This window comes from Streptomyces sp. Y7 (assembly GCF_043195415.1).
GTDB lineage: Bacteria > Actinomycetota > Actinomycetes > Streptomycetales > Streptomycetaceae > Streptomyces.
Genome location: NZ_JBIDDQ010000001.1, coordinates 921,083 through 939,583 on the forward strand (window position 1 = coordinate 921,083; position 18,501 = coordinate 939,583).

The window sequence follows — 18,501 nt, forward strand, 5'->3', positions numbered from 1 at the left end:
ACGGTGCGCTCACCTCCCGCTCTCCTCCTCGATCTCGACGGCCTGGTCCAGGAAACGGGCGAGCAGCACGACGACCGCGCAGGCGACCTCCATGCCGACGGCCGCGTTCAGCAGCGGCACGGTGCCGCCGGAGGACAGGGTGTTGAACGTGCCGTACGGCAGCAGGGTGTTGGCCAGGAAGGCCGTGCCGCCGATGAGGCCCGCCAGGCCCGTGACCAGATAGGCCGAGGCGGACACGGCGTCGCCGACCTCGAACAGGCCGACGGGGCGGATCCGTTCCAGGGCGCGGTAGTCGGCGCCGAGATAGAGCAGGTGCAGGGCGGTCGCGGCGACGACGCCGCCCTGGAAGCCGCCGCCGGGGCTGAGCTGTCCGTGCGCGATGACGTACAGGCCGGTGAGCAGGGCGACCGGCAGGACCAGCAGGGCGTACCGGCGCACGGGCGGGGCCACGTCGGCGGGTGCGGGCCTGGCGCGGTGCTCGTCGCGGGTCTGCCGCAGCAGGACGACACAGCCGACGACGGCCGCGAAGAGGATGGTCATCTCGCCGAGGGTGTCGAAGGCGCGCTGGTCGAAGTTGACGGAGGCGATGGTGTTCGCGGTGTGCCGGTCGAGGGAGGTGCGCACCGCGCGGTCGCCGTACGGGTGCGACGCTCCGCCGAAGCGCGGCAGGTCCAGGCAGGCGGCGACGAGGAGCGCGGCGACTCCGGCGATGCCGACGGCCACGAGCCACAGGCGGGTGCGCGGGGTCACCGCTCGCGTCCCTTGCGTCGTTTGACCTTGCGGACCGACAGGAGCAGCAGCAGGGGGGTGAGGGCGCCGCCGACCGCCAGTTGGGAGAGGGCGACGTCGGGTGCCTGCAGGACCGTGAACAGCACGGCGAGCGCGACGCCGAGGACGGCCAGGACGAGGGCCTGGCGCTCGGGGTCGCGGACCAGTACGGCCACGGTCGCGCATCCGGCCACCAGCAGCAGCGCCACGACGATCAGTACGTCAGCCACCGCGCACCCCCGCGATGCCGCCGGACAGCGCACGGGAGGCGACGATGTTCCCGCCGATCAGCAGCGCGCCCGTGACGAGGAGCTTGATCATCGCCCTGCCGGGTCCGGCTGCCGCGCACAGTGCCAGGACCACCGCCGCGCCGAGCGCCGCGGCCGCCCAGGTCAGGGCCCGGGCACGGGGCGGATCTGCGGCGAGTTCGTCGGTCAGCAGCCGGGCGAAGACGAGGGTGCCGACCGGGCCGAGCAGGGCGAGGACGAGCGCGAGGTCGACGTAGGCGGGGCGGTCGTAGCCCTGGGCGAGCAGGAGCAGTCCGGGACAGGCCAGGGCGGTGGACAGGTTCTGGGCCACGACGCGGCGGCGCAGCGGTCCGGTGGCGACGCCCCAGAGGGCGGCGCCCACTCCCCCGCCGAGCACGAGGGCCGCCGCGAGGAGCCAGCCGTTCATCGTCCGGTCACCGCCCGGCGCGCGGCCACCGCCGCGAGAGCCGACACCGCGGCGGCGCCCGCGCCGACCGCGAGTTCCAGGGTGTCCACGGTGCTGATCAGCACGAGCCACAGCAGGGCGAGCGCGATCCACCAGGCCAGGAACTCGGCCGCGGTGAGCAGCGTCGTACGCCGGTGCACGCAGCCACCTCCCCAAGCCCGGTATGTCCGATTTCCTTCGTCCCGCGCCATCCAAGCACCGCTGCGTGCGCCAGGGACGGCGGCACGCGCGGGTCTCCGCCCGGAGTGCCCCGGCAACGCGAGGGGAAACCGGCGGGGCGTGTGCGCGAGCGGCGAAAAGCGACCGCATCGCGGCCCGGTTCGCGGGTAAGCGGCTAACCACCAAGGGAAGTTGAAGACTGGAGGACAACATGGCCGGTGGGACCCCACGTTCGCGTGTCGCGTTGCACCTCGGCATTCCCAGGACGTCGGGCGCCGCGAAGTCGAAGGGCGGTGCGAAGTCCACCGGCGGCGCGAAGTCCAGGGGCGCGGGCGCGAAGCCGAGGGCGGGCGCGAAGTCGAAGGGCGGTGGCTCGAAGTCCGAGAAGTCGGCCAAGCCGGGCGGCACGTCATGGTTCTCTCGCGCCTCCAGGTCGGGAGGCACCGCCAAGTCCAAGCCACCGGGCGGGTCCAGGCCCGCCCCGCGACCCTCGCGAAGCCCCCTGCGCATTCTCGGCCGCCTGGTGGCGATGCTGTGCGCCTTCATCTTCATGGTCGCCTTCGCCGTCGTACTGGCGAAGCTCACGCTGCAGCCGTCGCCCGCTTCCGAGGCCCTGACGCACACCAACCTCCAGCCCGGCAGCACCCTGCGGGCCTATCTCGACCAGCCCGAACTGCGGGACGCCGTCAAGCAGATCGGCGGCAACGTGCTGCTGGGTGTTCCGTTCGGCGTCCTGGTCCCCGTCGTCGCCCCGAGGACGCGCGGCGTCCTGCGGGTGCTGCTGCTGACGGCGACCGTGATGCTCCTCGTCGAGTTCGCGCAGGGAGCGATGGTCACGGGACGGGCCTTCGACATCGACGACGTCATCCTCAACACGACCGGCGCCCTGATCGGCTACGTGCTGCTGGGACGGCGCCTGAGTCGCGTGGTGCACGCGCGCAAGCCCCGCTCCACCTGACCGGCTAGCGCAGCACGAGCTGGACTATCGCGACCGTACCGACCACGACGATGAACGCGCGCAGTACGGCGGGACGCAGCCGGCGGCCCACGGTGGCTCCGAAGTGGCCGCCGGCCGCGGACCCGACCGCGAGCAGGGCCACGGCCGTCCAGTCGAACTCGGCGACGACGAGGAAGAACAGCGCGGCGACCGAGTTGACCACCGCGACGAGCACGTTCTTGACCGCGGTGAGGCGTTGCAGGTCGTCGTCGAGGAGCATGCCCATCAGGGCGACGTAGATGATGCCTTGGGCGGCCGAGAAGTAGCCGCCGTACACGCTGGCCAGGGTCAGTCCGACGAGCAGCAGGGGTCCGCCGTCGGGCCGTGCGGAGCGCCCCGCGCGGGCCCTGCGGTCGCGCAGCCTCCTGCTGATCAGCGGCTGGAGGACGACGAGCACCAGGGCGAGCCCGACCAGGACCGGCACGATCCGTTCGAACGCCGAGGCGGGCAGGGTGAGCAGCAGCGTCGCGCCGGTGAGCCCGCCGAGCAGGGCGCCGGCGCCCCACTTCAGGACGCGCCGGCGCTGACCGCGCAGTTCGCGCCGGTAGCCGATGGCTCCGCTGATGGAGCCGGGGATCAGGCCGAGCGCGTTGGAGACCGTGGCGGTCACGGGCGGCAGGCCGGTCGCGAGCAGCACGGGGAACGTGATCAGCGTGCCCGAGCCCACGACGGCGTTGACGGCACCGGCGGCTGTGCCGGCGCCCAGCACGGCGAGCAGCTCGCCCATGTGTGCGGCGTCCATGGCGAGAAGCGTAGGAAGCCGAGGGTTCGGTGGTGGACGAAGGGTGCCGGTGGACGGATCGGCCCGATCCGGTCAGTCGTCGTCCCGGCCTGTCACTGGTCCGTACCAAAGTCTTGACGACCCCTTACCTCACTCCTTAAATCAAGTGGCGACACCTTCACCCCCCACCACGGTCGGCGCACCCCTCCATCGGGTCGCCGCACGGAAGGGAGCACCATGGCCTCCCCACGCCTGCTCCGCGGCGCTCTGCTCGCCGCTCTCTCCGGCGTCCTGGTCGCGGCCGCCGCGATCGGGCCCGCCCAGGCGGAACCCCCCGAAGTCGCGGCCGCCGCGGTGACCTTCTCCGACACCTTCGACGGACCCGCGGGTGCCGCGGTCGACTCGTCGAAGTGGCAGATCGAGACCGGCGACAACGTCAACAACCACGAGCGGCAGTACTACACGTCCGGCAACAAGAACGCGGCGCTGGACGGCCAGGGCCATCTGGTGATCACGGCCCGGCGCGAGAACCCTTCCAACTACCAGTGCTGGTACGGCACTTGCCAGTACACATCGGCGCGGCTGAACACCTCCGGGAAGTTCACCGCCCAGTACGGGCACGTCGAGGCCCGAATGAAGGTGCCGCGGGGTCAGGGCATGTGGCCCGCGTTCTGGATGCTGGGCACCCCCGTGAACTGGCCGGACTCGGGGGAGATCGACATCATGGAGAACGTCGGCTTCGAGCCCTCGACCGTGCACGGCACCATCCACGGCCCGGGCTACTCGGGGTCGGGCGGCATAGGCGCCGGCTACTCCCTGCCGGGCGGCCAGGCCTTCGCCGACGCCTTCCACACCTTCGCCGTGGACTGGGCGCCCGACTCCATCACCTGGTCCGTGGACGGCAACGTCTACCAGCGGCGCACACCGGCCGACCTGGGCGGCAGGCAGTGGGTCTTCAACAAGCCGTACTTCCTGATCCTGAACCTCGCGGTGGGCGGCTACTGGCCCGGCGACCCGGACGGCTCCACGGTGTTCCCGCAGCAGCTCGTGGTGGACCACGTCTCGGTGACGACCGGTGACAGCGCGAGCGGCGGCGCGATCAGGGGGCTCGGCGGCAAGTGCGTCGACGTGGCGGGCGCGAACTCCGCGAACGGCACACCCGTGCAGCTCTACGACTGCAACGGCACCGCCGCCCAGCAGTGGACCGCCGGCTCGGACGGCACGCTCCGCGCGCTCGGCAAGTGCCTGGACGCCACCGGCAACGGCACGGCGGACGGGACGACCGTCCAGCTGTGGGACTGCACCGGCGGACCGAACCAGAGATGGACCGTCACGGGGGCGCGCGACATCGTCAATCCACAGGCCGACAAGTGCCTCGACGTGACCGGGAACAACTCGGCCAACGGCACCCGGCTGCAGATCTGGACCTGCACCGGCGGCGCCAACCAGAAGTGGACGGTCGGCTGACGCGTCCGGCTAGTGGCGGTGCCAGGTGAACTTGTCGCCGCCCACCCAGCGGACCACGTCCGGGTCGTCCAGGTCGTGGACCCTGATGCCGTAGAGGGCTGCTGTCTCCAGGACGTCGGTGACGGCTCTCGCCGATCCGACGACCACACCGTCGATCTCCATGATGCGGAACGGAGGCGTGCCCGGCTGAACCCCGAGCACCATGATCCGCGGTTGGGAGATGTGCGGACTCGCGCTTTCGGTCATGAATAGAGCGTAGAGCGCGACACGCGTCAACGAATCCTCCAGATCCTCCCCGGCGGGCGGATCCGGGCCGCCCGCCCGCCGTGCGCGGGCGGCGCCGCCGGGGAACCCTGGAGAAGGAGGTGGCGATGGATCCCGTGCAGGCGCTGGACCGGATCGCCTTTCTGCTGGAACGGTCCCTGGCACCGACCTATCGCGTACGCGCCTTCCGTACGGCCGCCCGGGTCCTGGCGGACCTGCCCGAGGACGAGGTGCGGGCACGGGCCGGGGCCGGGACGCTGGAGTCGCTGCGGGGCGTCGGCCCCAAGACGGCGAAGGTGGTGCGCGAGGCACTGGCCGGGCAGGTGCCCGGATACCTGTCGGACCTGGAGGACCGGCCGGAGACCGAGCCGCCCGAGGGCGGGCCGCTGTGGGAGGCGCTGCGCGGTGACTGCCATCTGCACTCCGACTGGTCCGACGGCGGCAGCCCGATCGAGGAGATGGGCCGCACGGCGGCCGAGCTGGGCCACGAGTGGGCGGTGCTGACGGACCACTCGCCCCGGCTGACCGTCGCCCGCGGGCTGTCCGCCGACCGGCTGCGCGAGCAGCTGGACGTGGTGGCGGGGCTGAACGCGACCTGGGCGCCGTTCCGGCTGCTCACCGGCATCGAGTGCGACATCCTGGAGGACGGCTCCCTCGACCAGGAACCCGAGCTGCTGGAGCGGCTCGACGTCGTGGTGGTGTCCGTGCACTCCAAGCTGCGCATGGAGGCCCGCGCGATGACCCGCCGGATGGTCACCGCCGTACGAGACCCGAACGCGGACATCCTCGGCCACTGCACCGGACGGCTGATCACGGGGCGGGGCCGCCCGGAGTCGGAGTTCGACGCGGACGAGGTGTTCGCCGCCTGCGCGGAGTCCGGTACGGCGGTGGAGATCAACAGCAGGCCCGAGCGGCTGGACCCGCCCCGGCGGCTGCTGCGCCGGGCCGTGGACGCGGGTGTGCTGTTCTCCGTCGACACCGACGCGCACGCGCCGGGGCAGCTCGACTGGCAGCGCTACGGCTGTGCCCGCGCCGAGGAGTGCGGGGTGCCCGCGGAGCGGGTGCTGACGACCTGGACCGCGGAGGAGCTGCTGGCGTGGACGCGCGGGAAGTGACCGTCCCCTCCCGGCGTGACGCAGATCACCGCCCTTCACGGCGAACGCAGGAACACCCGCCGGTAGTTTCCCGTTGAACCAGCCGTGGGTGCGGATGGGACAGTGTCCCCGGGCCTCACCATTCGCCCACAGGGAAGATCGTTCGGCTGAAGCCCTGTGGAGCCTTTCGCCGAGAGGCGACCGCCATCCGTGCCCACCTCTGACCGCCCCGACCGGAATCCCCCGTCCGGCCGGGGCTTTCTCTTGCCCTGACGCGTGTCCCCGGCCCGGCTTGACTTCGAGAGCACTCCAATTCGTAGCGTTCTGGACATGAGCACTGCACAGCACAAGATCGGCTCCGGTTTCGGGGCGACCAGCACCGCCCACGACGTCCTCACGGGCATCGACCTGACCGGGAAGCTCGCGGTCGTCACCGGCGGCTACTCGGGACTCGGCCTGGAGACCACCCGGGCTCTCACCAGGGCGGGCGCGCGGGTCGTGGTCCCCGCCCGCCGCCGTGCCACCGCCGAGGAGGCCCTGGCCGGCCTCGACGGGGTCGAGGTGGACGAGCTGGACCTGGGTGACCTGGAGAGCGTGCGCGGCTTCGCCGAGCGGTTCCTGGCCTCCGGCCGCACGATCGACTTCATGATCGACAACGCGGGGATCATGGCCTGCCCGGAGACCCGTGTGGGCCCGGGCTGGGAGGCGCAGTTCGCGACCAACCACCTCGGCCACTTCGCCCTGGTCAACCGCCTGTGGCCGGCCATCGAGCCCGGCGGCGCCCGCGTGGTGTCGGTGTCCTCGCGCGGCCACCACTTCTCCGGCATCCGCTGGGACGACGTGCACTGGACGCACGGCTACGACAAGTGGGAGGCCTACGGCCAGGCCAAGACCGCGAACGTCCTGTTCGCCGTCCACCTCGACCGCCTCGCCGCCGACCGGGGAGTACGGGCCTTCGCGCTGCACCCCGGCGGCATCATCACCCCGCTGCAGCGCCACCTCCCGAAGGAGGAGATGGTGCAGCGCGGCTGGATCGACGAGCAGGGCAACGTCCTCAACCCGGCGGGCTTCAAGAGCCCCGCGCAGGGTGCGGCGACCCAGGTGTGGGCCGCCACGTCCCCGCAGCTCGACGGCATGGGCGGGGTCTATCTGGAGGACTGCGACATCGCCGAGCCCGCCGTCGACGGCGAGGAGCGCAGCGGCGTCAAGGGCTGGGCGACCGACCCGGAGCAGGCCGCCCGGCTGTGGACGCTGTCGGCCGAGCTGACGGGCGTGAACGCGTTCGGCGCGTAGCGGGGGCGGGCCGCGGGCGTGCGAACCCCCGGCAACGGGGTACTCGCAGCCTCCCGTCCCCACTCTCCGGGAGGAGCCGCAGGTGAGCACTGAAGCGGCCCGCAGGATCGTGGTCACCGGCGCCACCGGCAATGTCGGTACCAGCGTGGTGCGACTCCTCTCGGAGGATCCGGAGGTCGGCTCCGTCCTGGGGCTGGCCCGCCGCATCCCCGACTGGTCCCCGCCGAAGACCGACTGGGCGGCGGTCGACCTGGCCTCCGAGCGGAGCGATCTGGCGGATCTGTTCGCGGACGCCACGGCCGTGATCCATCTGGCCTGGGCGTTCCAGCCCACGCACGATCCGGCGACGACCTGGCGCACCAATGTGCTGGGCGGCCTGCACGTGTTCGAGGCGGCCGCCGCGGCCAGGGTGCCGAAGCTGGTCCACGCGTCGTCGGTCGGCGCCTACTCGCCGGGCCCGAAGGACCACGCCGTGGACGAGTCCTGGCCGACGCACGGCTGGCCGGACGCCGCGTACTGCCGGGAGAAGGCCTATCTGGAACGGGTGCTGGACACCTTCGACCGCGCCCATCCCCTGGTACGCGTGGTGCGGATGCGGCCGGCGTTCCTGTTCAAGCGGGAGTCGGCGAGCGAGCAGCGCCGGATCTTCGGCGGCCGTTTCCTGCCGGGCCCCGCGGCCCGCCCGGAGCTGCTGCCGTTCCTGCCCGACATCCCGGGGCTGCGGGTGCAGGCGCTGCACACCGACGACGCGGCGCGGGCGTATCTGCTGGCGGTGAAGTCCGACGTCCGCGGCGCTTTCAATCTCGCGGCCGACCCTCCGGTCGACGCCGCCCTGCTGGGCGAGATGCTCGGGGCTCGCCCGGTGCGCCTGCCCCGCACGGCGGTCCGGTCGGCGGTCGCCGTCGCGTGGGGGCTGCGTCTGCTGCCCGCCTCACCGCATCTGTTCGACGCGGTTCTCAGGCTGCCGCTGATGAACTGCACCCGCGCGCGTACGGAGCTGGGCTGGCATCCGGAGCGCACCGCGCCCGAGGTGCTGGAGGAGTTCCTCCAGGGGCTCCAGCAGGGCGCGGGCGCGGACACGGAGCCGCTTCGAGGCCGCAAGGCGGGCTGACTCGGCGAGTGGGCCGGCTCAGCCGGGCGACTCCTGCGGCGCCGGGTGCTCCGGGTGGACCGCTCCCCCTTGCCGGCCTCCCTGCCGGCCCGTGCCCGCCTCGTCCGTGTCGGGCACGTCGTCCGCCTCGGTGGTGGTGTCGTCGGGCTCGACGGACACCTCCCACGGGTCCTCCCCGGTGTCGGCCTGCTGGTCCGGCAGGTCCCTCGGCACCGGCTCGTCCGTGCGGTCGGCTGTTCCTCGACGACCGTCGGCCATGGTGGCACCTCCTTCGTATCGCCCCCGAGGGCCCGCGAGTACCGTCCCCCGCCGGTGGCGAAACCTCAGTGCGGCACCCGCTCCGCGACCGAGCCGGGCAGGGACGACGTCTCGGGAGCGGACTCGGCGCGGCGGCCGCCGTGGGCGAAGAAGTCGGCCAGCGGCAGGATCGCGGCGCCGACGGTGACCGCGTCCGGGCCGAGCCGCCCGAGGTCGATGGTGACCTTGTGGGCGGGATGCCGCAGGGCGTAGGAGGCCGCGTGGCGGCGTACCGCGGGAAGGAAGCGGGAGCCGAGCTGGAGACCGGCCCAGCCGCCGATCAGGATGCGCTCGGGCTGGAAGAGGTTGATCAGGTCCGACAGGCCGGCGCCCACGTACTCGGCGGTCTCCTCCAGCACGGCGACGGCCACCGGGTCGGCCTCGCGGCCCTCGGCCGGGTACGCGCCGGCCAGCATCGCCGTCAGCGCGGTCTCCTCGTCGGCGCCCTCGGGCACGTCCCCGCCCTGCTCGCGCCAGCGGTCGAGCAGTGACTCGGCGCCCGCGTAGGCCTCCAGACAGCCGAGTGCTCCGCAGCGGCAGCGGCGCCCCCTGACCCGTACCGTCAGATGGCCCCACTCGACGGCCCGCCCGTGCTCCACCTCGGGGGTGACCAGGCAGGCGCCGACACCGGAGCCGAAGAGCACGACGACGGCGTTGCGGGCGCCGCGCCCGCCCCCGAACCACATCTCGGCCTGGCCGAGGGTCCGCGCGCCGTTGTCGATGAAGTACGGCACGTCGCCGGGGAGCTGGGAGCCGTCGCGCAGGAGCTTCTCCAGCGGTACGGCGTCCCAGCCGATGGTCTGGCCGTGCACCACGGCGCCGAGCCCGCCGGTGTCCTCGACGATGCCGGGGACCCCTATGCCGACGCCGAGCAGCCGCTCGGGACCGATGCCGGCCTCCGCGAGCACCTCGGCGACACCGTCCCGGATGTGCCCGACGATGCCCTCGACCTCGTACCGCTCGCGCGTCAACGGCCGCTCCGCGCGGGCGAGTTCGGTGAGGGTCAGGTCGAACAGGCCGATCCGCACGCGGGTCTCGCCGACGTCGACGCCGATCATGTGGCCGCTGCCGGGGGCGACGCGCAGCAGGATGCGGGGCCGGCCGCCGTCGGAGTCGACGCTGCCGGCCTCCTCGACCAGACCGTCGGCGATCAGCTCGGCGACGACGTTGCTGACGGAGCCGGAGCTGAGGCCGGTGGCCGGGCCGAGCTCGAAGCGGCTGAGCGGGCCGTCGAAGTACAGGCGCTGAAGTACCGCGGTACGGTTACCCCGCCTGAGGTCCCGTACCGTGCGCCCATTACGCCCCGCCATGCGGCTCCCTCCGGATCAGCCCCGGTCCCCCGCCGTGTTCGGACCGACTCCCATTGTGACCTACGCCGCGTAGACGTCCTCCACGTACCGGCCGTCCGCGATCAGGGCGTCCAGCCACCGCCCGGCCGCGGCGTCGTCGGCGCCCGGCGTGCGGTCCCGGTACAGGGTACGGAAGGCGTCCCGTACGCCGGGCGCCATCCGGGAGCCGTCGCCGCAGACGTGGACGCGGGCACCCGCGCCGAGCAGTTCCCAGACGTCGTCGGCCTCGGCCGCGATGCGGTGCTGGACGAAGGTTCCGGCGGTGCTGAAGGCGGGCCGGAGCGAGACGGCCCCGGCCGACTCGGCGGCGCGCAGTTCCCCGGCGTGCAGGAAGTCGGCGTCGGGGGCGTCGCAGCCGAAGTAGCACAGGGCCGGGGCGAGTTCGGCGCCCGCCGCGAGGGCCGCCGTACGGTCGGCCACGGCGCCGCGGAACGGGGCGAGGCCGGTGCCCGCGGCGATCATCACGACCGGGGCGCCGGGTTCGACGCGGAAGACCTCCCGGCACGGCTGGACGCGGGCGTACACCGTGTCGCCGGGGCGGACGTCGGTGAGGTAGCCGGATCCGGTGCCCCGGTGGATGCCCTTGCCCGAGCGGGCGGGCGCCTCGAGCAGGGAGATCATCAGCTCCGCGTGGCCGGGGTCGACGGCGGGCGAGGAGGAGATCGAGTAGTGGCGCGGTCGCAGCGGGGTGAGCAGGTCGAGGAGCGTCGGCCAGTCGAGGGCGCCGCGCAGCGCCGGGAAGTCCTCGATCACCTCGACCAGGGTGCGTGGATCGTCGCTCAGCGCCGCGAGGGCCGTCCGCTCCGGCGGGCACGGGTCGGCGGCGGCGAGCACGCCGAGCTGGGCGGCGCTCGGGCGTTCCAGCAACTCGACGTGGTGGGTGAGGAGTTGCCGCACGCTCAGGGGGCGGTCCACGGCCAGGCCGTCGCGGCGCGGGCGGGTGGCACGGATGTCCAGGACGGCGTCCGGGTCGACGCCGAGCGCGGCGGCGAACCGCTCGACCAGGGCCGGGGCGTTGGCGGGCAGCACGGTGAGGTGGTCGGCGGTGCGGTAGGTGACGCCGTCCGGGAGGGCGAGGCGGACGAAGCGCTTGCGGCGCGGGTGGTCGGGCGCGGTGAGGTCGTACGCCTCGGTGACCTTCATGGGGAGAAGTCCGTGCCGTTCGGCGGCGGCGTCCAGCGGGCCGCCGGTCAGGGTGCGGACCTCGTACGCCGTCGTGGGCTCGTCGTCGGCCCGGGCGGCCGCGTCGGGGTCTCCGTACCGCTCCAGCAGGGCGGTGCGCAGGCGGTTCGTGAAGTCGCGGACGGTGCCGGTGAGGTCGCCGGAGGCGTCGGCGGCGGCGCGGTCGAGGAGGCGGGTGGCGCCGAGGTCGGCGAGGCGGTCGTCGATGCGGGTGGGGACCTGCTGGTAGGTGGCGGCCCAGTTGCGGTCGCCGACGCCGAGGACGGCGTAGCTGACGTCCGTCAGGTCCCGCGTGTCCTGCAGCCGGGCGGTGAAGACGGTGGCGTCGTCGGTGGGGCGGCCGTTGTACGAGGCGGCGGTGATCACCACGGGCCGGTCGGCGGGCAGGCCGCCCGCGTAGGCGTCCAGGGGCGCGATCTCGGTCTCGCAGCCGACGGCCGCCGCCTCGTCGGCGAGGGACGCGGCGAACTCCCGGCAGGTGCCGTAGTTGCTGCCGTGCAGGAAGAGGGCACGGGTGCCGGGGCGGACGCGGGCGGGCAGTGCCGCCGTCCCGACGTCGCCCGGTGCCTCCGCCGGCGCGCTGCCGGGCAGCGGCGGGTGGTGCCGCTCGGCGCCGGTGCGCGGGGTCAGGGTGAGGGTGAAGCCCTCGGGCTTGAGGGTGAGGGTCTCCTTGACGGTGAGGCGGTAGTCGGCGTGGTCGTGCAGCCGGTAGCGGTGGACGAGCATCGCCAGCAGCATGGTCGCCTCGTGCAGCGCGAACTGCCGCCCGATGCAGGCGCGTTCACCGGTCCCGAAGGGTTTGAAGGCGTGCACCGGCCGGGCCTCCTCCGCCTCCGCCGTGAAGCGGGCGGGGTCGAACAGCTCGGGGTTGTCGCCCCAGACGGGCTGCCGGTGGAGCATGGGGGTGAGCACGAGGGCGGCCTGTCCGGCGCGCAGCGGGATGCGGCCGCCGAGCAGGGTGTCCTCGCGGGCCTGGCGGGAGAACACGGCCGCGGTCGGCCACAGCCGCAATGCCTCGTTGAGGACCTGCCGGGTGTACGTCAGCCTGCCGATCTCGTCGTACGCCGGCTCCGGGTCGGCCCGGTCGCCCCACAGGGCGTCGACCTCGCGCCGCACGAGTTCCAGTGCCGTCGGGTGCTTGGCGAGGTAGTACAGCGCGAAGGACATCGCGCCGGAGGTGGTCTCGTGGCCGGCGATCAGGAAGGTGATGACCTGGTTGCGGATGTTGGCGGTGTCCAGGGTGGTGCCGTCGGCGGGGTGCGTGGCGGTGAGCATCAGGCCGAGGAGGTCCTCGGCGGCGCTCTGGTCGGTGCCGGTGCGGGCGGCGATGACGTCGTCGACGACCTGCGCGAGGTGGTCGGCGTCGTTTCGGAAGGCCGCGTCGGCCGCCGAGTAGTCCCGGCCGGGCACCCGGGCGAGCCGCTTCATGCTCCACTCCAGGCAGCGGACCATGGACTCGACGAAGGGGTGCGGCTCGGGCCGCTCGAAGGAGCCGAAGTCGTAGTCGAACCCGGCCAGCCCGATGGTGTCCAGGGTCATGCGGGTCATGTCGTCGGGGACGTTCACCGGCCGGCCGGCGCGGGCGTCGCGGTCCCAGGAGTCGATGAGCCGGCGGGCCACCTTCAGCATCACGGGGTGGTAGGTGCGCATCGAGCCGAGCGCGAAGGCGGGCATGAGGATGTCGTGCGCCTTGGCCCAGTTGGGCTCGTCGTCGTACGCGGTGAACAGGCCGTCCGCGGCGAACTCGCGGACGTTCTGCAGGCCGGGCCCGACGTGCTTGGCGAACCGGCTCTCGTCGGCGAGCTCGGCCACCAGGTCCGGGTCGCCCACGAACAGGGCGTCCCGGCCGTACAGCCGCCGCACGAACACGGGACCGTGCTCGCGCATCAGCTCCATGGCCTGCTGCACGGGCGTGCCGCCGGGTCCGGTGGCGGAGATGTCGGCGACGGGGACGCCGGGGAGGGTGTCTGCGGTCTGCGGGTCGAGCGCGGTGGGGGGCATGGCGCGACAACTGCCTTTCGCGGTACGGGAGTACTGCGGTCCAGGTTGGTCGACCGGTCCCGCCGGCCGGAGCGCCCGAACTACATGATTGTGTAGTGCGCGGGCACGAGCCGCTCTTGCCCCGAGTCACCGGAGGTGCTGGTGGACCGGACCCACCCGGATGCCGTCGTCTGGCGCAACCGCGCCCTGATGGTCTTCGACCGCGTCGCCGTGCCGGTCGCGGTCTGCGATGTGTACGGCGCGGTCCAGCTGGCCAATCCCGCGATGGCGGCGGAGTGCGGCACGACCCCGGGGCGACTGCGCGGCCGGGACGTGCTGGAGCTGTTCCGGCCGCAGGAGGCCACGCAGGTCGAGCGGATCGCTCAGGCGCTGCGGCTGCGGCACCGGTCGCGCTACCAGGTGTCGGTGTGCTGGCGCTCGCCCGACGGCACGGAGCGCCACGGGGAGCTGACGGCGGACCCGGTGAGCGACACCGTGGAGGAGACGCCCGCGCTGCTGGTGATGCTCCGCGTCCTCGGTGAGCGCGAGCCGTCGCCCGAGGCGCCGCCCACCCGGGTCACGCCGATGGAGGGGCGCATCCTGGCGCTGCTCGCCGGGGGCGCCACCACCGCGCGCGCCGCCCGGGAGACCGACCTCACCGTGGACGGCGTGAACTACCACCTCCGGCGCCTGTCGTCCCGCTGGAACGCGGCCAACCGCACGGAACTGGTGGGCCGCGCCTATGCGCTGGGCGTGCTCACCGCCGGGGTGTGGCCACCGGCGGTGAGCCCCTCGGCCGCGTCGGAGTAGGCGGTCCCGGCGCCCTCGGGGGCACCGAACCGCGCCAGGGTGTGCCACACCTTCTTCAGGTCCTGGAGCTCGTGGCGTCCGGTGCGCGCGGCGTTCCCGATGACGCGCGGGTCGACGTGGCCGTCCTCGGCGATCCGGGCGCCCAGGTCGACGTACTCCTGACCGCGGTACTCCGCGTGCCGGCGCAGCTCGGGCACGGTGAGGCGGTAGCCCGGGTGCCATTCGACCGGGCAGGGCAGCAGGCGGGCCGCGGTCTCGACCGGGGTGCCGCGATAAGCGGCGTCCAGGACCACGGCCTCCACGTCCCGCGCGAGGACCACTCCGCCGTGGATCTGTGCCTCGACGTAGTCGTCGAGGGCGTCCCGGTCGTCGGCCTCCGCGAGGGCGAGCAGATGCAGGCCGGTGGCGACGCCGAAGTCGGTGGGTTCGGCGGCGCTGTCGGGGTAGCAGAAGGTGGCGCGGGCGAGGGTCTCGCCGGTCAGGCGGAAGTGCGAGGAGCCGAACCGCGGGGCGGCGCCGACGACTTGGCGCCGGAAGTTCAGCGCGCCGTACACCGGCCGCTCGGGCGGCGTCGCCTCGTCGTACGCCCCGCCGAAGATCCGGCTCTCCCAGCGCCACCTGTCGCCGCCGGGGTGGGCGGTGAGACCGCCGTTGCTGGTACCGGTGACGAACTGCGAGTGGTAGGTGCCGTCCTCGGCCAGCGCGCGCAGGATCGGCACGCCCCGCACGAGCCGGTCCGGATGGAAGTTGAGGGTGACGCGCGCGGCGGGGTCGAGGGCCGGCCCCGCGGAGGAGGCCCCCACGTGCCGCAGTGCCGCCCGGGCCCGAGGCGCACCGAGATCGCCGAAATCCACTGGCTCCCCTTCGTCCAGCCTGCCTAATCTAGTTCAAAACCTAGGACCCCTAGGTTTCGCAGACCGACTCCCAGGAGGCTCCCCATGAGGGCACTCGCCGAGCAGGACATCCGCAACTCATTTATCAACTGCTCCAAGGGCGAGGCCAAGCGCGTGTCCCTCCCCCGCGATCTCGACGAACGCCCCTGGGACGACCTCGACTTCCTGGGCTGGCGGGATCCGGGGGCACCCGACCGTAGCTATCTCGTGACCGAGCGGGACGGGCACCTCCTCGGCGTCACCTTCCGCTTCCCCTCCTCCCGGCGCGGGTTCCTGCACCGCAGCATGTGCTCCCTGTGCCTGACCACCCATCCGGGCGGCGGGGTCTCGCTGATGACGGCCCGCAAGGCGGGTGCGGCCGGCCGCGAGGGCAACTCGGTCGGCCTGTACATGTGCACCGACCTCGCGTGTTCCCTCTACGTCCGCGGCAAGAAGGCGCCGGGGCCGGGGAGCCGCTTCGAGGAGAGCCTGACGGTGGAGGAGCAGATCACCCGGACGCGGGGCAATCTGTCCTCCTTCCTCGACACGCTGTACGCCTGAGAGACACCGCCGCCCTGGCGGTCCCGCAGCCGCGCCGCCCGGGGGCCGGCGCCGCCGTGGCCGGGATGCCGGTCGTCAGGGCGGCGAGGATGATGAACAGGGTCAGTACTAATCCGGTCCGATGCCGTCTCATGATCCAAGGCTTGCGCCGCGGGCGCGCGGGGACCATCCGGCGGTCCCCGGTGCCCGGATGCGGACAACCACGGGGTGACGGCGGGGGTTCTCCCCTGTCCCGGGCCCGGTCGGCCGCCCGGCCTCGAACGGGTGTCGACGATCACCGGCCCGGCCCCTTGCCGTGACACGGCCACAGCGATCAATCTGGGGTTCCTTGCGGACCGTTACGTTCCGCAAGCGGTGTGCGGGAGGCATCGGCGAAAGGGAACAGCCCGAGGATGCAAGTGGCACGTACGGAGACGCCCTACCGGGAGCGGCTGACGAAGCTGAGCCGGGACCCCGTGGTCGTCCAGACGCTGCGGTCGGCGGCCGCGGCGACGATCGCGTACGTCATCGCGCTGCGCCTGAGTCCCGAGGCCGCGCCGCTGACCGCGCCCCTGACGGCACTGCTGGTCGTCCAGGTCACCTTCTACGCCACACTCACCAACGGCATCCGCCGGGTGAACTCCGTGGTGGCCGGGGTCCTGGTGGCCATCGCCTTCAGTCTCCTGGTCGGCCTGACCTGGTGGAGCCTCGCCCTGCTGATCGTGGCCTCGCTGGCCGTCGGACATCTCGTGCGGGTGAACGAGTACGTTCCCGAGGTGGCGATCAGCGCGATGCTGGTCCTCGGTGTCACGACCGTCGGGGACACGGCGTGGGCGCGGGTGCTGGAGACGCTGATCGGCGCGGTGGTCGGCCTCGGCTTCAACCTGCTGCTCGCGCCCCCGGTATGGGTGGACGAGGCCGGGGAGTCGATGGAGGCACTGGCCCGGCGGCTGCGCCAGTTGATGCTGCGCATCGGCGAGGAGGCCGCCGGCCGACCGGCCTACGTGCAGGCCGCGGCCCGGCTGCACGAGGCGCGCCGGCTCGACCACGACATCGTCGAGGTCGACGCGGACCTCCGGCAGGCGGAGGACAGCCTGCGGCTCAATCCCCGCGTGCGGGACAGCCTGCTGCACCGCGTGGTGCTGCGCACCGGGCTGGACACGCTGGAGATCTGCACGGTCGTGCTGCGGGTGCTCGCGCGTACCATCACCGACCTCGCCAAGGACCGCGAGCCCGATCCGCTGTTCACGAACGAGACGGGCGCGGTCCTGGAGCAGCTGCTGTCCGAGATCGCGGACGCGGTGGTCAGCTTCTCGGTTCTGGTCACCACGCACGTCAGCAGCAACGCCGACGCGGCGGAGTCCCGGCTGTCGGCCGAACTGCGCACGGCGGCGGGCACCCGCGACAAGCTGGCCCTGCTGCTGCGCGAGGAGGCCGACCGCGAGACGGAGCGCTGGCAGTTGCTCGGCGCCGTCCTGACCGAGGTGAACCGCATGCTCGACGAGCTCGACACCGAGCACCGCTCGCGCCGGCTGCTGGAGGAGCTGGACCGGGTGTCGCAGGACAGCCGCGTACGGATGCCCCGGCTGAACCGGCTGCGGGAGCGCATGGGCGTCCAGGAGCAACTGTGGCGGAACCGTACCGGCATGGACGGACGTTCTTCCCGCTAGGGAGCGCCGGGACGGGGTCGGCGCCGGACGCGAGGGAGCGGGCGGATGGCGGACACGACCGTACGGATCGACGGGAACACCCTGCGGCTGCCGGGTGATGTGGCGGTGCGGTTCATCCGCACGCTGCGGCTGCCGGAGTCGGGCACGCATCCGCTGCCGCCGGGGCTCGGCGAGTTCCCGGTCCGGAGGGTGGCGGACTTCCCGGACACCGTGCCCGAGGCGTGGCGGGCGCGCGGCGGGGTGATGCTCCCGGTGTATCTGCGTGAGGCCATGTGGCTGAGCTTCGGCGGCACCACGGAGCCGGCCGCCCTGCAGGTCGGGGTGGGCAAGGTGTGCGCGGTCTCGGGGAAGCCGTGGAGCGACCGGCTCGTCCGCGAGCCGCAGAACTACGTCGTACTCCCCCGGCAGCCATGGCTGGACGGAATCAACTCCGGCAAGGGCACGGTCCGCCAGTTCGTGGCGGTGCCACTGGGGCTCGGCGCGACCGTCGAGGGCCAGGTCACCGGCGAGGAGGTCTGGGGCGGCGTACAGCTGCAGTCCTTCGCGCTGAAGGAGCCGAAGCTGGCGGCCTGGCGCGAGGAGCAGCGGCGCCGGGTGCAGGTTCCGCCGATGCCGCAGTTCGGGGGCTACGGCGCCGCGATGCCGATGGCGGCTCCGCCCGCTCCGGGTTCGGCCCCGTCGCCGCGGCGGCCCGGGGGCGGGGCGCCGCGGGCCGCCGCGGCGATGGGGCTGGGCGTCGGCGGTTCGATGCGCCAGGAGGTCTACGCGGACGACCGTCCGCTGTCGGACTGGGCCGAGCGGCCCGGCGGACGGGTGTTCGTCCATCTGGTGACGCCTCCGGAGTGGCGCCGGATCACCGGTGAGGCTCCCCCGCCGTCGCCGGTCGACCGGGCGGCGTACACCCGCGCGGGGCTGCCCTGGTTCGACTACTACGACGAGGACGCCGGAGACCTCGCCCCGACCGACACACTGGGGGCGGTGCAGCCGGTCGGTGACTGGCTCGGCGACGACCACGCGCCCTGGCAGGCGCCGACGCCGGGCCAGGTGCTGCCTTTGAAGGACGCGCAGGGCAAGCCGGTGGAGGACGGCGACTGGTAGGCGGCACTCGGTGGCCTACCCCCCCCCCGTCATTGCGCAGTATGCAACGCCCGTTGCTGTTCTTGCGCGGGGCGGGTGATCCACGCCAAGGTTGCTGTCGCGACCACGACGACCG

At 73.1% G+C, this 18,501-nt stretch carries 19 protein-coding genes; 9 read left to right on the forward strand and 10 right to left on the reverse strand.

What is annotated here, in order from left to right:
- Positions 1-9: 9 nt before the first annotated feature.
- Genes ACGFW6_RS03870 through ACGFW6_RS03885 form a run of 4 tightly spaced genes read right to left on the reverse strand, consistent with a single transcriptional unit; the run spans position 10 to position 1,622 of the window.
- Positions 10-750: an MnhB domain-containing protein gene (locus ACGFW6_RS03870; protein ID WP_393504332.1), complete on the reverse strand. Its 741-nt coding sequence runs from the start codon at positions 748-750 to the stop codon at positions 10-12.
- Positions 747-998 carry a Na(+)/H(+) antiporter subunit B gene (locus ACGFW6_RS03875; RefSeq protein ID WP_393504334.1) on the reverse strand — a complete coding sequence of 84 codons (252 nt, stop codon included), beginning with the start codon at positions 996-998 and terminating at the stop codon, positions 747-749. The genes ACGFW6_RS03870 and ACGFW6_RS03875 overlap by 4 nt, the downstream gene beginning before the upstream one ends.
- Complete coding sequence (locus ACGFW6_RS03880) at positions 991-1,443, reverse strand: monovalent cation/H+ antiporter complex subunit F (RefSeq protein WP_393504336.1); 453 nt, start codon at positions 1,441-1,443, stop codon at positions 991-993. The genes ACGFW6_RS03875 and ACGFW6_RS03880 overlap by 8 nt, the downstream gene beginning before the upstream one ends.
- Positions 1,440-1,622 (reverse strand): hypothetical protein, encoded by a 183-nt coding sequence (locus ACGFW6_RS03885; RefSeq protein WP_393504338.1) that lies wholly within the window; start codon positions 1,620-1,622, stop codon positions 1,440-1,442. The genes ACGFW6_RS03880 and ACGFW6_RS03885 overlap by 4 nt, the downstream gene beginning before the upstream one ends.
- A 521-nt stretch (positions 1,623-2,143) precedes the next feature.
- Between ACGFW6_RS03885 and ACGFW6_RS03890 the strand changes: the two genes are divergently transcribed.
- Entirely contained in the window at positions 2,144-2,599 is a 456-nt protein-coding gene (locus tag ACGFW6_RS03890; protein ID WP_393505074.1) for a VanZ family protein, read from the forward strand.
- A gap of 4 nt (positions 2,600-2,603) precedes the next feature.
- Here ACGFW6_RS03890 and ACGFW6_RS03895 read toward each other — a convergent pair whose 3' ends face one another.
- Positions 2,604-3,380, reverse strand: coding sequence for a sulfite exporter TauE/SafE family protein (locus ACGFW6_RS03895; protein ID WP_393504340.1), 777 nt, complete (start codon positions 3,378-3,380; stop codon positions 2,604-2,606).
- Between the two features lie 216 nt (positions 3,381-3,596).
- On the opposite strand from ACGFW6_RS03895, the gene ACGFW6_RS03900 reads away from it, so the two are divergent.
- A complete protein-coding gene (locus ACGFW6_RS03900) occupies positions 3,597-4,826 on the forward strand; it encodes an RICIN domain-containing protein (protein ID WP_393504341.1) in 1,230 nt (409 codons plus the stop codon).
- 9 nt (positions 4,827-4,835) lie between these two features.
- On the opposite strand, the gene ACGFW6_RS03905 is transcribed toward ACGFW6_RS03900, so the two are convergent.
- On the reverse strand, positions 4,836-5,072 hold the full coding sequence (locus ACGFW6_RS03905; protein WP_393504343.1) for a hypothetical protein: 237 nt from the start codon (positions 5,070-5,072) through the stop codon (positions 4,836-4,838).
- A gap of 125 nt (positions 5,073-5,197) precedes the next feature.
- Here ACGFW6_RS03905 and ACGFW6_RS03910 point away from each other — a divergent pair, with 125 nt between their 5' ends.
- From ACGFW6_RS03910 to ACGFW6_RS03920, 3 genes are all read left to right on the forward strand, one after another.
- Complete coding sequence (locus ACGFW6_RS03910) at positions 5,198-6,205, forward strand: PHP domain-containing protein (RefSeq protein WP_393504345.1); 1,008 nt, start codon at positions 5,198-5,200, stop codon at positions 6,203-6,205.
- Between the two features lie 309 nt (positions 6,206-6,514).
- Positions 6,515-7,477 (forward strand): SDR family NAD(P)-dependent oxidoreductase, encoded by a 963-nt coding sequence (locus tag ACGFW6_RS03915; RefSeq protein WP_393504347.1) that lies wholly within the window; start codon positions 6,515-6,517, stop codon positions 7,475-7,477.
- A gap of 82 nt (positions 7,478-7,559) precedes the next feature.
- Positions 7,560-8,588, forward strand: coding sequence for an SDR family oxidoreductase (locus ACGFW6_RS03920; RefSeq protein WP_393504349.1), 1,029 nt, complete (start codon positions 7,560-7,562; stop codon positions 8,586-8,588).
- A gap of 18 nt (positions 8,589-8,606) precedes the next feature.
- Here ACGFW6_RS03920 and ACGFW6_RS03925 read toward each other — a convergent pair whose 3' ends face one another.
- The 3 genes from ACGFW6_RS03925 to ACGFW6_RS03935 form a co-directional block, all read right to left on the reverse strand.
- Complete coding sequence (locus ACGFW6_RS03925) at positions 8,607-8,846, reverse strand: hypothetical protein (protein ID WP_393504350.1); 240 nt, start codon at positions 8,844-8,846, stop codon at positions 8,607-8,609.
- Between the two features lie 65 nt (positions 8,847-8,911).
- Positions 8,912-10,195, reverse strand: a complete 1,284-nt coding sequence (locus ACGFW6_RS03930; protein ID WP_393504352.1) for an ROK family protein — start codon at positions 10,193-10,195, stop codon at positions 8,912-8,914.
- A 60-nt stretch (positions 10,196-10,255) separates the two neighbouring features.
- Complete coding sequence (locus ACGFW6_RS03935; protein ID WP_393504354.1) at positions 10,256-13,417, reverse strand: cytochrome P450; 3,162 nt, start codon at positions 13,415-13,417, stop codon at positions 10,256-10,258.
- Positions 13,418-13,606: 189 nt separating this feature from the next.
- Between ACGFW6_RS03935 and ACGFW6_RS03940 the strand changes: the two genes are divergently transcribed.
- Positions 13,607-14,206 (forward strand): PAS domain S-box protein, encoded by a 600-nt coding sequence (locus tag ACGFW6_RS03940; protein ID WP_393505076.1) that lies wholly within the window; start codon positions 13,607-13,609, stop codon positions 14,204-14,206.
- On the opposite strand, the gene ACGFW6_RS03945 is transcribed toward ACGFW6_RS03940, so the two are convergent.
- Positions 14,137-15,009 carry a DUF3626 domain-containing protein gene (locus ACGFW6_RS03945; RefSeq protein ID WP_393504356.1) on the reverse strand — a complete coding sequence of 291 codons (873 nt, stop codon included), beginning with the start codon at positions 15,007-15,009 and terminating at the stop codon, positions 14,137-14,139. The two genes, ACGFW6_RS03940 and ACGFW6_RS03945, sit on opposite strands and share 70 nt — an antisense overlap.
- Positions 15,010-15,144: 135 nt before the next feature.
- Here ACGFW6_RS03945 and ACGFW6_RS03950 point away from each other — a divergent pair, with 135 nt between their 5' ends.
- From ACGFW6_RS03950 to ACGFW6_RS03960, 3 genes are all read left to right on the forward strand, one after another.
- Entirely contained in the window at positions 15,145-15,639 is a 495-nt protein-coding gene (locus ACGFW6_RS03950) for an FBP domain-containing protein (protein ID WP_393504358.1), read from the forward strand.
- 392 nt (positions 15,640-16,031) lie between these two features.
- Entirely contained in the window at positions 16,032-17,288 is a 1,257-nt protein-coding gene (locus ACGFW6_RS03955; protein ID WP_393504360.1) for an aromatic acid exporter family protein, read from the forward strand.
- 45 nt (positions 17,289-17,333) lie between these two features.
- A complete protein-coding gene (locus tag ACGFW6_RS03960) occupies positions 17,334-18,386 on the forward strand; it encodes a hypothetical protein (protein WP_393504361.1) in 1,053 nt (350 codons plus the stop codon).
- Positions 18,387-18,501 lie beyond the last annotated feature (115 nt).

Bases quoted from the DNA above. Each gene is read 5' to 3' on its own strand.
- ACGFW6_RS03880 (WP_393504336.1), bottom strand. From the start codon at position 1,443: ATGAACGGCTGGCTCCTCGCGGCGGCCCTCGTGCTCGGCGGGGGAGTG.
- ACGFW6_RS03895 (WP_393504340.1), bottom strand. From the start codon at position 3,380: ATGGACGCCGCACACATGGGCGAGCTGCTCGCCGTGCTGGGCGCCGGC.
- ACGFW6_RS03900 (WP_393504341.1), top strand. From the start codon at position 3,597: ATGGCCTCCCCACGCCTGCTCCGCGGCGCTCTGCTCGCCGCTCTCTCC.
- ACGFW6_RS03905 (WP_393504343.1), bottom strand. From the start codon at position 5,072: ATGACCGAAAGCGCGAGTCCGCACATCTCCCAACCGCGGATCATGGTG.
- ACGFW6_RS03910 (WP_393504345.1), top strand. From the start codon at position 5,198: ATGGATCCCGTGCAGGCGCTGGACCGGATCGCCTTTCTGCTGGAACGG.
- ACGFW6_RS03915 (WP_393504347.1), top strand. From the start codon at position 6,515: ATGAGCACTGCACAGCACAAGATCGGCTCCGGTTTCGGGGCGACCAGC.
- ACGFW6_RS03925 (WP_393504350.1), bottom strand. From the start codon at position 8,846: ATGGCCGACGGTCGTCGAGGAACAGCCGACCGCACGGACGAGCCGGTG.
- ACGFW6_RS03930 (WP_393504352.1), bottom strand. From the start codon at position 10,195: ATGGCGGGGCGTAATGGGCGCACGGTACGGGACCTCAGGCGGGGTAAC.
- ACGFW6_RS03935 (WP_393504354.1), bottom strand. From the start codon at position 13,417: ATGCCCCCCACCGCGCTCGACCCGCAGACCGCAGACACCCTCCCCGGC.
- ACGFW6_RS03940 (WP_393505076.1), top strand. From the start codon at position 13,607: ATGGTCTTCGACCGCGTCGCCGTGCCGGTCGCGGTCTGCGATGTGTAC.
- ACGFW6_RS03950 (WP_393504358.1), top strand. From the start codon at position 15,145: ATGAGGGCACTCGCCGAGCAGGACATCCGCAACTCATTTATCAACTGC.
- ACGFW6_RS03955 (WP_393504360.1), top strand. From the start codon at position 16,032: ATGCAAGTGGCACGTACGGAGACGCCCTACCGGGAGCGGCTGACGAAG.
- ACGFW6_RS03960 (WP_393504361.1), top strand. From the start codon at position 17,334: ATGGCGGACACGACCGTACGGATCGACGGGAACACCCTGCGGCTGCCG.